At 53.8% G+C, this 13,225-nt stretch carries 12 protein-coding genes; 1 reads left to right on the top strand and 11 read right to left on the bottom strand.

The window, feature by feature from the left end; genetic code table 11:
* Positions 1 to 77: 77 nt before the first annotated feature.
* From groES to PKO01S_RS09510, 10 genes are all read right to left on the bottom strand, one after another.
* The gene (gene groES / locus PKO01S_RS09555) at positions 78 to 359 is read right to left on the bottom strand and encodes a co-chaperone GroES (protein WP_127531108.1); all 282 of its coding nucleotides are present in this window, start codon (positions 357 to 359) and stop codon (positions 78 to 80) included.
* A gap of 173 nt (positions 360 to 532) precedes the next feature.
* A complete protein-coding gene (locus PKO01S_RS09550) occupies positions 533 to 1,678 on the bottom strand; it encodes a Ger(x)C family spore germination protein (RefSeq protein ID WP_127531107.1) in 1,146 nt (381 codons plus the stop codon).
* Positions 1,675 to 3,120, bottom strand: a complete 1,446-nt coding sequence (locus PKO01S_RS09545; RefSeq protein WP_127531106.1) for a spore germination protein — start codon at positions 3,118 to 3,120, stop codon at positions 1,675 to 1,677. Before PKO01S_RS09545 ends, PKO01S_RS09550 begins: the two co-directional genes overlap by 4 nt.
* A complete protein-coding gene (locus tag PKO01S_RS09540) occupies positions 3,117 to 4,259 on the bottom strand; it encodes a GerAB/ArcD/ProY family transporter (protein ID WP_164779548.1) in 1,143 nt (380 codons plus the stop codon). Before PKO01S_RS09540 ends, PKO01S_RS09545 begins: the two co-directional genes overlap by 4 nt.
* A 178-nt stretch (positions 4,260 to 4,437) precedes the next feature.
* Positions 4,438 to 5,253, bottom strand: coding sequence for a twin-arginine translocase subunit TatC (gene tatC / locus PKO01S_RS09535; protein ID WP_127531104.1), 816 nt, complete (start codon positions 5,251 to 5,253; stop codon positions 4,438 to 4,440).
* 66 nt (positions 5,254 to 5,319) lie between these two features.
* Positions 5,320 to 5,550, bottom strand: a complete 231-nt coding sequence (gene tatA / locus PKO01S_RS09530) for a twin-arginine translocase TatA/TatE family subunit (protein ID WP_127531103.1) — start codon at positions 5,548 to 5,550, stop codon at positions 5,320 to 5,322.
* A 47-nt stretch (positions 5,551 to 5,597) separates the two neighbouring features.
* The gene (locus PKO01S_RS09525; protein ID WP_127531102.1) at positions 5,598 to 6,641 is read right to left on the bottom strand and encodes a molybdopterin-binding protein; all 1,044 of its coding nucleotides are present in this window, start codon (positions 6,639 to 6,641) and stop codon (positions 5,598 to 5,600) included.
* Positions 6,631 to 7,131, bottom strand: coding sequence for a MogA/MoaB family molybdenum cofactor biosynthesis protein (locus PKO01S_RS09520; protein ID WP_127531101.1), 501 nt, complete (start codon positions 7,129 to 7,131; stop codon positions 6,631 to 6,633). The genes PKO01S_RS09525 and PKO01S_RS09520 overlap by 11 nt, the downstream gene beginning before the upstream one ends.
* 28 nt (positions 7,132 to 7,159) lie before the next feature.
* Positions 7,160 to 7,648 carry a cyclic pyranopterin monophosphate synthase MoaC gene (gene moaC, locus PKO01S_RS09515; protein WP_127531100.1) on the bottom strand — a complete coding sequence of 163 codons (489 nt, stop codon included), beginning with the start codon at positions 7,646 to 7,648 and terminating at the stop codon, positions 7,160 to 7,162.
* Positions 7,636 to 8,274: a 5-formyltetrahydrofolate cyclo-ligase gene (locus PKO01S_RS09510; RefSeq protein ID WP_127531099.1), complete on the bottom strand. Its 639-nt coding sequence runs from the start codon at positions 8,272 to 8,274 to the stop codon at positions 7,636 to 7,638. The genes moaC and PKO01S_RS09510 overlap by 13 nt, the downstream gene beginning before the upstream one ends.
* A gap of 252 nt (positions 8,275 to 8,526) precedes the next feature.
* On the opposite strand from PKO01S_RS09510, the gene PKO01S_RS09505 reads away from it, so the two are divergent.
* A complete protein-coding gene (locus tag PKO01S_RS09505; protein ID WP_127531098.1) occupies positions 8,527 to 10,467 on the top strand; it encodes an ABC-F family ATP-binding cassette domain-containing protein in 1,941 nt (646 codons plus the stop codon).
* Between the two features lie 694 nt (positions 10,468 to 11,161).
* On the opposite strand, the gene PKO01S_RS09500 is transcribed toward PKO01S_RS09505, so the two are convergent.
* Positions 11,162 to 12,796: a catalase gene (locus PKO01S_RS09500; RefSeq protein ID WP_127531097.1), complete on the bottom strand. Its 1,635-nt coding sequence runs from the start codon at positions 12,794 to 12,796 to the stop codon at positions 11,162 to 11,164.
* Positions 12,797 to 13,225: the final 429 nt, after the last annotated feature.

Below are 13,225 nucleotides of genomic sequence, written 5' to 3'. Positions count from 1 at the left end.
AGTAATTATCATGCCGGAGCGTTTCGCTGTCGCCCCGTTCGATCCACTTGCTTGTATGTGATTCAATCGCGGGCGGATTAGCCCAGGATCGCGTGAATGTCGCTTTCCTTCATAATCAAATACTCTTTGCCTTCGTATTTGACTTCCGTGCCTGCATATTTGGAGAACAGGACGCGGTCGCCGACTTGCACTTCCAGTGCGATGCGAACGCCGTCTTTCAGCGTGCCGCTGCCTACTGCGACGATTTTACCCTCTTGCGGCTTCTCTTTCGCCGTGTCTGGAAGCAGAATGCCGCTTGCCGTAGTTTCTTCTTTCGCGATCGGCTCTACCAATACGCGCTCACCCAAAGGTTTGATCATGAAAAATAGCCTCCTTTTGAAAATGGTACGTTGTACTTTCCTATTAGCACTCATACGACTCAAGTGCTAACAACCATTTTTATAATACCTATTTTACCGTGACATTTCAAGTGCCCGGCCACCAATTTATCGGATTTTAACAATGCTTCCTTCCAGCACGCGATTCGTCGCCCCTATTCCAAATCATACTTGCCGGTGTTCGTCATCTTCGTCGTCACTTCGATTGTCATATCGCCCTTGCCGGGCATCCAATCATCCTTGGAGGCGTACTTCTTCCAGAACGCCGTGTGATAGCGGTACAGGTTCAGCCTCGTCTGCAGAAGATCGGCGTGTTTCTCCACCCCCGCCTCATACGTACGCTTGATTTCCTCATGCACCTGCCGGGAGGCTTCTGCCTCGACCTGCTGCTTCGTCAATTCCCCTTTCATTTCGACAACGTGTACGCGCAGCTTCACCTTCAGCTTGAAGCGCGCAGAATCGCCTTGCGGCATGCCGCTCAGCCTTGAGACCGACTGATCGACCGCGACCGTCGCACGGTGGCCATCTGCTTCGATCCTCAGCATCTCTTGCTTAAAATCGGGAAGCACCCAACGAAGCCCTTTCATCTCCGATTCCGTAATATAACCTATCAGCCGGCGGTTGTTCATAATGAAGCTGCCCTGAGGAACGTTAAGCGACAGCGGCTTGCGTCCCGTTTTCCAATCACCTTTAACCATCGTAATATTCGTCAATATCGTCGTATAGGCTCGCTCGTACTGCTGCTGGATAAACATCTGCATATTAAGCGGACGGTACATGCTCACTTGTCTGAACATAAGATCCGGCTTGTATAGAAAGCTGACGAGCGGAGATTGGTTAAAAATCTGATCCGTCGTAAACAGCTGATCGAATGGAGTTCGCGTGCCATACACCCATATGGTGTATCTTGCCGCACGCTGCCGGTTCATCGCATCAAGAACCTCATCGAGCTCCCGCATCGCCCGCTCATGAATAACAAGGGTCTTCAAGTTCTCGATACTAAGCTGATATTGGCTCGATTTAACAAGCTCCATTAAAGCAATCTGAATCGTCTGTCCTTCGCTGTGCCCGATCCACTTCTTCGGTCCTGGCATGGCCGACCCCGTTTCCGTCTTCGCGACGGAGTTGAATGAGATCATCTCGCCATATAGTTTGAACTGTCCTTCTTCATAATCGACTCCCATCGCAGTAACGTATCCGATATTCTGCAGATCGACCTTATCCCAGCAACCGCTTAGAAATAGTGCAGCCGATAACACAACGACTAGTTTCGGTACCTTATGCAGAAGCGGGCTGATCATCGGTCTCCGCCCTTTCGCATGCCGCTGTCCTTATGCTGCACTGACCATGGAAGTTGGATAATCGCCCCCAGCACCTTCTTCCATTTGATCGGAGCGATAGGGAGCAAGTACGGGTGGCCGAACGATTCCAGTGAACAGATGTAGACGATAACGGCAAACAGACTGATGAAGAAGCCGAATATGCCAAGCAGTGAAGACAACATAAGGATGAACAAACGTATGACGCTGACCGTGCCGTTAAGTGACTGATTGACGAGCGTGAACGTCGCAACGGCCGTAACGGCAGCCGCAACGAGCATCGTGGGCGAGGTCAGTCCCGCGCGGATCGCCGCATCGCCGACGATGAGACCGCCAACGACGGACACGGTCTGGCCAACCGGCCTGGGCAGACGGACGCCGGCTTCCCGGAACAGCTCGAACATCGCAAGCATCAGAAACATTTCGAGCGGAGCGGACAGCGGCAGCCCTTCCCGGGAAATCGCTACCGTCGCGAGCAGATTGAACGGCAGCTGATCGGTATTGAAAGAGGACACCGCCACCCAGAAGCCGGGCAGACAGAGCGCAAGTATAATACCCAACAGACGAAGCAGTCTTTCCAGCGACACGAAATGATACGGCAGATGGATATCTTCCGGCGATTTGATCTGCAACGTCAGCGTAGCCGGCGCAATAATGGCGGACGGCGAACCGTCCACAAGCACCGCAACTCGCTCCCCCATGAGCGACTGCACCACATAATCTGGCCGGCCGATATAATCGACGAGCGGGAACAATGACCTTGGCCGGTCGGATACAAGCTCCTCCAGCTGAGTCGCGCCATATAACGCCTCGATGTCGATCGCATGCAGACGCCGGCGCATTTCGTCCACTAAGCTTCTGGATGCTTTGCCGGCTAGATAGATCAGCACGATCTCCGTCTTCGTCTGGCTCCCGATCGTCATGAACTCGCAGCGCAGATCAGGCGTGCGCAGCCTTCTCCGAACGAGCGCGAGATTCGTCTCCAGCTTCTCGACGAATCCGTCGCGCGGCCCTTTGAGCGATACTTCCATTGTCGACTCTTCAGGCGACCGGCCCGGCGGGCTGTTCACATTCATATGGAACCAATACCCCTCGATGCAGGCGATCAGCGTTCCTGAGGCGAGCATCTGGAACGCTTGCTCTTCGTTGACATGAGCGGCAAGCGGGATAACGACCGGGATATTGGAATGCCCGCCCTCGGACTGCCAATGCTCCAGCTCTTGCAGAATGCCGATGATGAGCGCTCGGTTATCGACCATCCCCATGCAGTAGAATAAATCGACATGCACATTGCCGCTCTCGCCGGTCTGAAACGACTGGATCGTTACATCCCCGCACGGTTTGACCATGCCCATCCATAGATCGAAATTGATGCTCGCCTTGCCTTCCCGGTTCGATTCACCTATTCCCGTTAACGGCTTCATACAACAGCGCCTCCTTTCCCCGAATCATCGTCCGCTTGCTGCCCTTTCCCATTCGCGCGCTCCTGCTGCCTGCGGCTGGCCGCAGCGACGACCCACAACACGAGCGTCAAAGCTAGAATCACCAATCCGGAATACTGAAAATAATTTTGTATCGTGTGCCGGTACAGGAGCTGATGCGTCGCTAGAAGCTCGTAGGTAATGCCTATGAGCGCCGATAACACGATAATGCCCCATACTCTCCCGCGTTTCGATTGGAACAAAAGCTCCGTCACCAAGTACATCGACATCGACACGCGAATGAACGATCCCGACATCCATTGATAGATAGCCAGGAAATCGAGATGCTCGATATACCGCCCGATGGTGACTAAGCGCCATTGCGAGAAAGCAGGGTAGCGCAGCTTCTCGCCCTCCACCGGCCCGAATTCCGATATCGTTCCGGTGACAGGGCCTAGCATCAACAGCGCAAGAAACAAAATTAATACGGTTAGGCCAATTCTGCCGATCCGTCCTTTTAGATGCGGTTGAAATAGAATGATCATATAGATTTCAGCTAGAGCGCTGAACGAATACAACGCCCCATCCACAATCGACCCTAATCCGTGCTCCGCCATCGGAAGCAGAAACTTAAAATCTTTGTGCGGAATATTAGCCGACATGACCAGGTCGCCGAATGCGACAACGAATGGAAGCAAAACGCAGGAGACGAACGCGATCGTGCGCAATCCCGAAAGTGCGCCGTATGCGCACAATCCGACGAATAGAAACGTCACGACAGGCGACGGCGTACGCGGAATATAGGTCGAGTTCGCAAATTCGACGGCATCCATGCTCGTATGGAACGACGTAAACAGCAGCATGCCGATAACCGGAACGAGGACGAGCCATCGCAGCGCGGCGGAGCCGCGACTGTCCAACCAGGCTGCGATCGGCTGACCATCGATTGCGTTCAATATTTTTAACAGCGGAAAGATAGCCCACAGCAAAGCGGCAGGCGCTGCCACGACCGCGCCAAGCCACGCATCTCGTCCGGCAACATTAAGCAGCAGCGGGGTAATGGTGACATGATTTATGATTCCGACAGACAGTATCATCATCATGCTCATGGGCCATACGCCGAATTTTTTGACCGGCAGCATCCGTCCTTCACCTCCATCTCCAATATTTTCCCCATTGAAGACGCGAACATACATGAATTGTCGAATGATGGAAATGAGAAAGAGCCGGCATTTGTCGTTCTCTGCGTGCAGAGGGTTCAAATGCCGGCTCTTATCGTCCGGTGTTGCTATGAGACTTGTTTATCTTGCCGGTCTTGCGTTATTCACTGGCGAATTCCCGCTCCCACGCCTCGTCCGCTGCAAGCTGTTTCTTGTAGACGGAAGATGACAGGAAGATACTGATCTCATAGAGCACCAGCAGCGGAATCGACACCAGAATGTCCGATATGACATCCGGCGGCGTAATGATCGTGCCGATGAGAACCATGACGAAATAAGCGATTCGTCTCATTTTGCGCAGACGCAGCGGGTTCAAGATCCGCAGCTTCGTCAAGAACATAATGACGAGCGGCAGCTCGAACAGCAAGGCGATCGGAATTAAGATGTTGAACAGAAAAGATATGTACTGCATAACCCCATAAGTTTCGATCAATCCCATACTGTGCGATACCGACTTCGTAAAATCATAGGCCATTGGGGCGATAACGAAGTAAGAGAACGACAGGCCTGCAAGAAACAGCAGAAGTGCATAGGGTATATACCGAAGCGTTGCCCGCTGTTCTTTCCGCGACAGCGCCGGCTTTACGAACAGCCACAGCTGGAAGAACGCGAACGGCAGCACGAGTACGAGCGCGATCAGGAAGGCGAATTTCATATACATGCTGATGCCGTCCCACAAGGAGAACGTATGCAGCTCGACCCCGCTCATCGGTCCGTCCTCTATAACGAAATTATAAAGCGGCTTGGCAAAATAAAGTCCAATACCTATACCCACTAATAGAATGAGCAAGGTCCAGAAAATGCGGCGTCTCAGCTCGCCCAGATGCTCCAGCAGCGGCATCAGCCCTTCTTCTTGCACGCGCGCCCGAATCTCCTCCGCCGTCTGGCCGGCCTGGGACTTGCGTTGTTCGGCCATGTTGGCTCACTCCTCAATGCGAAGCAGTAATGAATGGCTCAATGATGCAGAAAAAAACGGCCCCGATTATTCCGGAAGCCGCTTGTTGTCGGACTTGATATCGTCCGTCCGGGTTGCTTCGATCCGATCCTTCGACTTATCGGTCGGTTCGTCCATAATATCGCGTGCGCCTGCTTTGAACTCGCGCAGCGTCCGTCCGAATGCACGGCCCAGCTCCGGCAGCTTGTTCGGACCGAACAGCAAGAGTGCGATCAGTACAAGCAGAATCATGCCTGTTGCTCCAATACCGCTGAACATGTCATTCACCTCTTCCGTCAATTATGTAATGTATATGCTGTTGCCAATCAACAGCCGTGCAATCCGCCGTAACCCATTGCTACGATATCCGCCCGGGTAATGGTATCCCCCGCTAGAATACGCGGCAGCAGTACGTCGAATGAGGTATAAGGATCGTGCATCACACAGCCCGGCAGTCCCATAATCGGAACACCGTGCAAATAGCCGATTAACAGCATCGAGCCCGGCAGCATTGGCGTGCCGTAGCTTACGATATCGGCGCCGGCATCCTTAATGGCGCCAGGCGTTCGGTCGTCGGGGTCTACCGACATGCCGCCAGTCACCAATATCATATCATACCCTTTGTCGTACAAGAAACGTATATGATTGACAATTGTTTGTCTATCGTCTGGTGAAAACAGCTGTTCCGCCACTTCCGAACCAAGCGCTTCCAGCTTAGCCTTGACGGCTGGTCCGAACCGGTCTTGAATACGGCCGCTGAACACTTCTCCGCCCGTCGTCAGCAGTCCCACCTGCATCCGCTTGAGCGGACGCACATTGATCGGAGCCTCTCCTCCGCTGACCGCCCGATAGGCCTGCGCGAGCGCCTCTGCCGCCTCAACCTTCGCCTTCGGTAGCACGAGCGGAATGGCGCGCGTCGCCGCAACAGGCTGTCCTTCCTTGACGAGCGTATGGTTGCGGACGGTCGCAAGCGCAATCTCGCCAATGCCGTTAATCGCTTCGACCAGCTCCGCCGGAACGCTCACGAGTCCCGTCAGCTGCGCCTTTAACGACACTTTGCCTTCATGCGGGTCGGACAACGTGATGCCTTCGCCTTGCAGTGCGGAAGCAAGACGCTGCGCCGCATCGTCCTCATGAAGATCTTCATCGCCGAGCTCAAGCGTATAAATATGTTCTTTCCCAATATCGAGCAGCCCAGGAATATCGGCTTCCGTAATGAGATGGCCCCGTTTATACTTGCGGCCTTTGAACTGGCCGGGCACGATCTGGGTCAGATCATGCGCGAGCCGCATGCCGACTGCTTCGGCAACCGGCACCTCGCGCATCACCGTCTGACTGCTGGCTGCTTGTCCTTCCGTCTCAGCGCTCATTCGCATGCTCTCCGATTCGTCCCGATACAATGCCGAGCGCATGCGGCAGTTGATCCATGACCTGCATCAAGCTTTCATGTACGCCCTTCGGACTGCCGGGCAGGTTAATAATGAGACAGCGGCCTCTGATGCCGCTGACGCCCCTGGACAGCATCGCCGCACGCGACCGCGACATCCCGCCCATTCTCATCGCCTCAGCGATGCCGGGAACGACGCGATCGATCACTTTCAGCGTCGCTTCTGGAGTCAGATCGCGCGGCCCGAGCCCCGTCCCTCCTGATGTCAGCACGAGATCCGCTTGGAAATAATCGGTCATCTCGATCAATGCGGCCATGATCTCGTCTTGTTCATCCGGAACGATCCGGTAATCGACGATTTCGCCTCCGAGCTCTTCTTCGACTAGCTCGCGAATAACCTGAGCGCTTGTATCTTCCCGTTCTCCTCTTGAGCCTTTATCGCTTGCTGTCAGAATCGCCACTTTCCACTTCATGAACAATTCCTCCTATCCCTGCGGACCGCTATTCGGCCGACTCGCCGCCGCTATGGTAGTCGCCGCTCTTGCCGCCGGTTTTCTCCACTAACCGAGTCGGCCCTATAACCATATCCTTCTGCAGCGCTTTGCACATATCATACACCGTCAGAGCAGCTGCCGAAACAGCCGTCAACGCTTCCATCTCAACACCCGTTCTGCCTGTCGTCTTCACCGCCGCTTCAATGTGAAGCTCATCATGACCATTATCATCAAATGCGATGTTGACGCCGGTAAGCGCAATCGGATGGCACATTGGAATCCAAGATGACGTCTGCTTAGCAGCCATTATACCGGCGACCTGTGCTACAGCAAGCACATCGCCTTTGCCGATCTTGCCCGCCTTGATCGTCTGAAGCGTATCCGGCCGCATCGTTACCGCCGTACGGGCTACAGCCGTCCGCGAAGTCGTCTCCTTCTCCGAGATGTCCACCATGCGGGCCCGGCCCTGCTCGTTAAAATGCGTTAAAGATTCCATTGTACTCCGCTCCTCCGCCCACTCCAATATACGCCGCTTTCCGTTACGACCGCATCCATGAATGCGTCATGCCCGTCCGTCGGGACCGATTCGATCAATTGCTCTTCGTATGCGAAGCCTATCCAAGGCGGCATTCCGCCTCCCTCTCTCGCGTACATTTGAAGCTGGTCGTAATACCGGTCATAGTAGCCCGCGCCATAACCAAGCCGGCCCCCTTGCCGGTCGAAGGCAAGTCCGGGCACAATGACCGCATCGGGAATAAATCCGCTGCCGCATTCAGCCGCTGCCGCCGGATCCGGCTCTCGAATACCGTAAGCTCCCGGCTTCAAATCGTCCCAGCCGCGAATCCAATACGGCGTCATCGTCTGTCCGTCCGGCTCGCATCTTGGCGCCGCAACCGCGATGCCGTTGCTCCAGCACCATTCCAGCAGCGGCGACGTGTCCAATTCGGAACGCAATTGAATGTACACGAGCACATTCGAAGCCCCCATAGCGGACAACAGCCCTTGCATCCGGCTGCAGGCTTGTTCCGACTTGATTGAACGCTGGCTAGCACCGATCGCCTTCCTGCGGGCTTTCATCGACGCGCGCAGCTCCGCCTTCGCTCCCTTGTTCCGTTCCGTCATGAATACTCGTAACCCTTTCCGACGTATCTTATCGCTCTTAGTTTACCATTGTTGTTCCGCTTTCGCCAATGTGCACCTAGTTTCTTAATCGGGCGGAATCATGTAAACTGTCGGTATATGTAATCGTTTTAGGAACGCTGCTCGAACCGGGCTGCCGCTTCCGGATTCATACGGCAAGGATGGATATATAACGCCGTCACCGCCGTCTATCATTAATAGAAGCAAAGTTTTTATTGGAGGTTATCATCTACCATGCTGCTGCAAGTTTCGGACTTGTCCAAAAGCTATGGCGTTACGCCTATACTTAGCCGTATTACATTCCAAATTCTAGAAAGGGAGAGAGTCGGTCTCGTCGGCGTGAATGGGGCTGGCAAGTCGACGCTTCTCCAAATGATTGCCGGCGAAATTTCGCCAGATTCCGGCACGATCTACAAAGCGAAGGAGACCAAAATCGGCTACCTTGCGCAAAACAGCGGCCTTAATTCGGATCGTACAATAATTGAAGAAATGCGCGAAGTGTTCCGTCCTCTTATCGATGCGGAGCAGGAGCTCCGCCAGCTCGAGGTGGCTATTGCCGACCCGGCTCTTCTCAGCGACGAGAAGCGGTACGAGGATACGCTTGCCCGGTACGCCGAGCGTTCCGAATGGTTCCGCTCTCAGGGCGGCTTCGAGATGGATACGCGGATCAAGAGCGTTCTCCACGGCATGGGCTTCGGCGACTTCGATCACGCGACGCCGATCTCGACGCTAAGCGGCGGTCAGCGGACGAGGCTCGCCCTCGCGCGCATGCTGCTGCAAGCTCCCGATCTGCTTATGCTCGACGAGCCGACCAACCATCTTGATATCGAGACGCTGACTTGGCTCGAATCGTATCTGCGCGGTTACAGCGGCTCGATTCTAATCGTATCCCATGACCGCTATTTTCTTGATGCGCTTGCAACATCGATTATCGAAATCGAACGGCATGCGGCAAAACGCTACACCGGCAATTACAGCCGATACATCGACCTGAAGGCTGCCGAGTATGAATCGCAGTTGAAGCAATACGAGAAACAGCAAGATGAAATTGCGAAGATGGAACAGTTCATCCAGCGCAACATTGTGCGCGCTTCTACGACGAAGCGGGCGCAGAGCCGCCGCAAGGCGCTCGACAAGTTGGATCGTCTGGACAAGCCGCTGGGCGATCTGAAGAAAGCTCACTTCTCGTTCGAGATCGAGCGCCAGACCGGCAAAGACGTGCTGCAGACCGAATCGATGTCCGTCGCTTTCGAAGGGTCCCCGAAGCCGCTGTTCAAGGATATCAGCTTCAGGCTGGAGCGCGGCGAGACCGTCGCGCTAGTAGGACCGAACGGCATCGGTAAGTCGACGCTGCTCAAAGCGCTCATCGGCCGCCAGCCGCTCGCAGATGGAACATACCGTTGGGGAACTCATGTGAAAATCGGCTTCTACGATCAGGAACAAGCCACGCTGAACGGCTCCAATACGGTATTGGAGGAAGTGTGGAGCGCTTTCCCGGGGCTGGAGGAAGCCCGTATTCGCACCGTACTCGGCAACTTCTTATTCAGCGGCGACGATGTGCAGAAGATCGTCTCTTCGTTAAGCGGCGGAGAGAAGGCGCGCGTCGCGCTGACTAAGCTGATGCTCGATAAAGCAAATGTGCTTATTCTCGATGAGCCTACGAACCATTTGGATTTGTTCAGCAAGGAAGTGCTTGAATCGGCACTGCTCGATTACGACGGAACGCTTCTATTCATCTCGCATGACCGTTATTTCTTGAACCGGATGGCGGAGCGGATTGTCGAATTGACGCCTGACGGCTGCCAGCATTTCCTGGGAAATTATGACGATATGATCGAGAAAAAGCAGGAGCTCGCCGAGCTTGCCGCGCAAGCCGCCGAGATGGCTGGCACGAAGCCAGGCAAAGCAGCTGCCGTTCCTGTCGAGACTGCTTCGTCCTCCTATGAAGCCGACAAGCAAGCCAAGCGCGACGAGCGCAACCGCCAGCGGAAGCTAGAGCAGCTGGAGGCGGAAATCGCCGAGTTGGAGGAAGCAATCGGTGCATTGGAGACGGAGTTGACCGATCCGGACGTGTTCAACGACTACGTCCGCATCCAAAGCATCCAGTCCGCCATCGACGCCAAGCGCGCCGCGCTCGCTGCTGTGTACGAGCAGTGGGAAACGTTAGTCGGGTAAGAGCACCCACACTTTAACTCTGCGAGACAGGCACTATACGATTCAAATCAGATCTAATAATAAAACCGTTCCTCCAGTTCGAAGCGTATACGCTCACGAAGCGAGGAACGGTTTTACTTTTTGCCGAACCGAGACTAGCGTTCGGATTCTCTTTGTTTGAATAAAATGCGATCGACCTTATTATCTACCATCCAAAATTCAATGGTTTTGTTCTCGTGGGGATCTTCGTAGATGAGTGATACATATCTCCTGGCCTCAAGCCTTCAATAGACTCATTTCGAAGGTCAGAGTAAACCCTTTCATTACCGCAAGCCTGTATTATACCTGCAATTGATATTAGAATGAACATGATCAGCCATTTGTTTTTTATCATTGAACCACCCCTTCCTTAAACCGAGGTATCCCATTCCCGCAAAAAGTTCCTTTATTCGACTCAGCATAGCTTTTTAAGAACGCTATAATTCGAGTATCTCCACAAGTTATCATTGGGATCTGATGCCCCAACAGCCTTATATGCTCACTCTAATCGCTCTTCGATTTCAGCCTTATACTTTGGAAGAACAGGGGGCATTCGTGATACCCCTATCGTATACGATGTTAATATTGAAGGGATTTAATGTAAATAGTATCTCGGATATACATTCCATAGAAAAGACCCTTGTCATCGTCCATCACAAGGGTCTTCATTATCGCTTTAATACCCGTCCGACTTATGGCCGAGCTCGGTTGCCATCTCCATGCCATCGCCGCCCTGGGATGTAATGCCGCTGCGGTTGCTCGCACGCTTCTGCAGCGCTTCTTCGATCGCCTTCGCGACACTTGCGCCGTATTCCGGGTCCGCCTGTGTAAAATGCTCGACCATCCGATTGCGGATGACGTCTTTGCACTCTGCCAGCGCACCGCCCAAGTTCTCGATCAAGTCCGCGCGCTCGACATCATCTAACGCACGGTACGTATCGCCCGCTTGCGCGAAGTCGTTCGTCCGCTCAATCTGCTGCCGGACGAGCCGGTCATTGTAAGCGGGCTCGTGTTCCTTGCCCCGCTCCTTCGCCTCCTGCAGCCCTCCGAGCGAAGACGGCTCGTAGTTGATATGCGGATTGGCGCCTGGCGGCTGGTCGACTTGGTACGCCATCTGCCCGTCGCGTTGATTCGTCGCGACATGTTTCTTCGGCGCATTGATCGGCAGTTGCAGGTAGTTCGTCCCGACCCGGTGGCGCTGCGTATCCGAATAAGAAAAGGTGCGTCCCTGCAGCAACTTGTCATCGGAGAAATCAAGCCCGTCGACGAGCACGCCCGTACCGAACGCCGCTTGCTCCACCTCTGCGAAATAGTTGACCGGATTGCGGTTCAGCACCATTTTGCCTACTGGTAAGAATGGGAACTTCTCGGGATCCCACAGCTTCGTCGGGTCGAGCGGGTCGAAATCAAGCTCCGGATGGTCGTCGTCGCTGAGCAACTGCACGCACATTTCCCATTCCGGGTAATCGCCGCGTTCAATCGCTTCATATAAGTCCTGCGTCGCGTGGTTGAAGTTGACCGATTGGATTTTCTCCGCTTCACCGGACGTTAAGTTGAGGATGCCCTGCTTCAGCGGCACCCAGTGATATTTCACGAGCATGGCCTGGCCTTCCGCATTGACCCACTTATATGTATTAACGCCCGATCCCTGCATCTGCCGATAGTTAGCCGGAATGCCCCACGGCGAGAACAGAAACGTAACCATATGCGTCGCTTCCGGAGAGTTGGATACGAAGTCAAAAAAACGTTCGTTGCTCTGAATGTTCGTCACCGGGTCAGGCTTGAACGCATGAACCATGTCCGGGAATTTAATCGGATCGCGGATGAAGAAAACCTTCAAGTTATTGCCGACAAGATCCCAGTTCCCGTCTTCGGTATAAAATTTCACAGCAAAGCCCCGCGGATCGCGCAGCGTCTCCGGCGAGTGGATGCCATGAATAACGGAGGAGAACCTGACGAACACCGGCGTCTGCTTGCCAGCCTCTTGAAACAACTTCGCCCGCGTATATTTGGATACCGGCTCGTCGCCTGCTTTGCCATACGTTTCAAAATAGCCGTGCGCGCCTGCGCCGCGCGCATGCACGACCCGCTCCGGGATGCGCTCGCGGTCGAAATGCGATATTTTCTCGATAAAATCGTAGTTTTCCAGCGTCGTCGGGCCCCGGCTGCCTACCGTCCTCACGTTCTGATTGTCCGTTACCGGATGGCCTTGCCGGTTCGTCAGCGTAAGCTCTGTCTCGCCTTCGCCGAAGCGGCGGTCGTTCGGCCCGCCCGCGGCAAGCCCGTTCCCGCCATTGTTATTCGTGGACATGGACATAGCCTCCTCATAGATGTCATCGTGATGGAATTCGTTCCCTATCCATTATTTCTCTATGAAGAGACCACTATGCAATTTCATGCGCTTTGTAAGCCAATTAAAAACTATTCACCTCATCCACAGCTTTATCCACAGCCGTGTATAAATTGTTGTACAATTCTGTCGAAAAGGAAGTCGAATATCGCGAGATATTTCAAGGGGTTAACTAATGTCCTGCGACTTCAGAACTGCTGCCTGTCGCTTTTGTCCACGTTATCCACATTGTCCACAGATGACCTGTGAAAAAGTTGTCCACTTTTACATCACAGCTACTAATTCTTCATGAAGCGATAATAATGCGGTTTTGCAAACGTTATCAACACTCTGCAGCAAATTGTGGATAAATGTGGATAATCGGAAATTATATCCTGCAGCGCATCTATA

Origin of the sequence: Paenibacillus kobensis NBRC 15729 (genome assembly GCF_004000825.1) — a bacterium.
GTDB classification, from domain to species: domain Bacteria; phylum Bacillota; class Bacilli; order Paenibacillales; family Paenibacillaceae; genus Paenibacillus_T; species Paenibacillus_T kobensis.
This window is presented reverse-complemented; position numbering and strand designations above follow the sequence as displayed.

Bases quoted from the DNA above. Each gene is read 5' to 3' on its own strand.
- tatC (WP_127531104.1), bottom strand. From the start codon at position 5,253: ATGGCCGAACAACGCAAGTCCCAGGCCGGCCAGACGGCGGAGGAGATT.
- groES (WP_127531108.1), bottom strand. From the start codon at position 359: ATGATCAAACCTTTGGGTGAGCGCGTATTGGTAGAGCCGATCGCGAAA.
- PKO01S_RS09510 (WP_127531099.1), bottom strand. From the start codon at position 8,274: ATGACGGAACGGAACAAGGGAGCGAAGGCGGAGCTGCGCGCGTCGATG.
- moaC (WP_127531100.1), bottom strand. From the start codon at position 7,648: ATGGAATCTTTAACGCATTTTAACGAGCAGGGCCGGGCCCGCATGGTG.
- PKO01S_RS09545 (WP_127531106.1), bottom strand. From the start codon at position 3,120: ATGAAGCCGTTAACGGGAATAGGTGAATCGAACCGGGAAGGCAAGGCG.
- PKO01S_RS09500 (WP_127531097.1), bottom strand. From the start codon at position 12,796: ATGTCCACGAATAACAATGGCGGGAACGGGCTTGCCGCGGGCGGGCCG.
- PKO01S_RS09520 (WP_127531101.1), bottom strand. From the start codon at position 7,131: ATGAAGTGGAAAGTGGCGATTCTGACAGCAAGCGATAAAGGCTCAAGA.
- PKO01S_RS09550 (WP_127531107.1), bottom strand. From the start codon at position 1,678: ATGATCAGCCCGCTTCTGCATAAGGTACCGAAACTAGTCGTTGTGTTA.
- PKO01S_RS09505 (WP_127531098.1), top strand. From the start codon at position 8,527: ATGCTGCTGCAAGTTTCGGACTTGTCCAAAAGCTATGGCGTTACGCCT.
- PKO01S_RS09540 (WP_164779548.1), bottom strand. From the start codon at position 4,259: ATGCTGCCGGTCAAAAAATTCGGCGTATGGCCCATGAGCATGATGATG.
- PKO01S_RS09525 (WP_127531102.1), bottom strand. From the start codon at position 6,641: ATGAGCGCTGAGACGGAAGGACAAGCAGCCAGCAGTCAGACGGTGATG.
- tatA (WP_127531103.1), bottom strand. From the start codon at position 5,550: ATGTTCAGCGGTATTGGAGCAACAGGCATGATTCTGCTTGTACTGATC.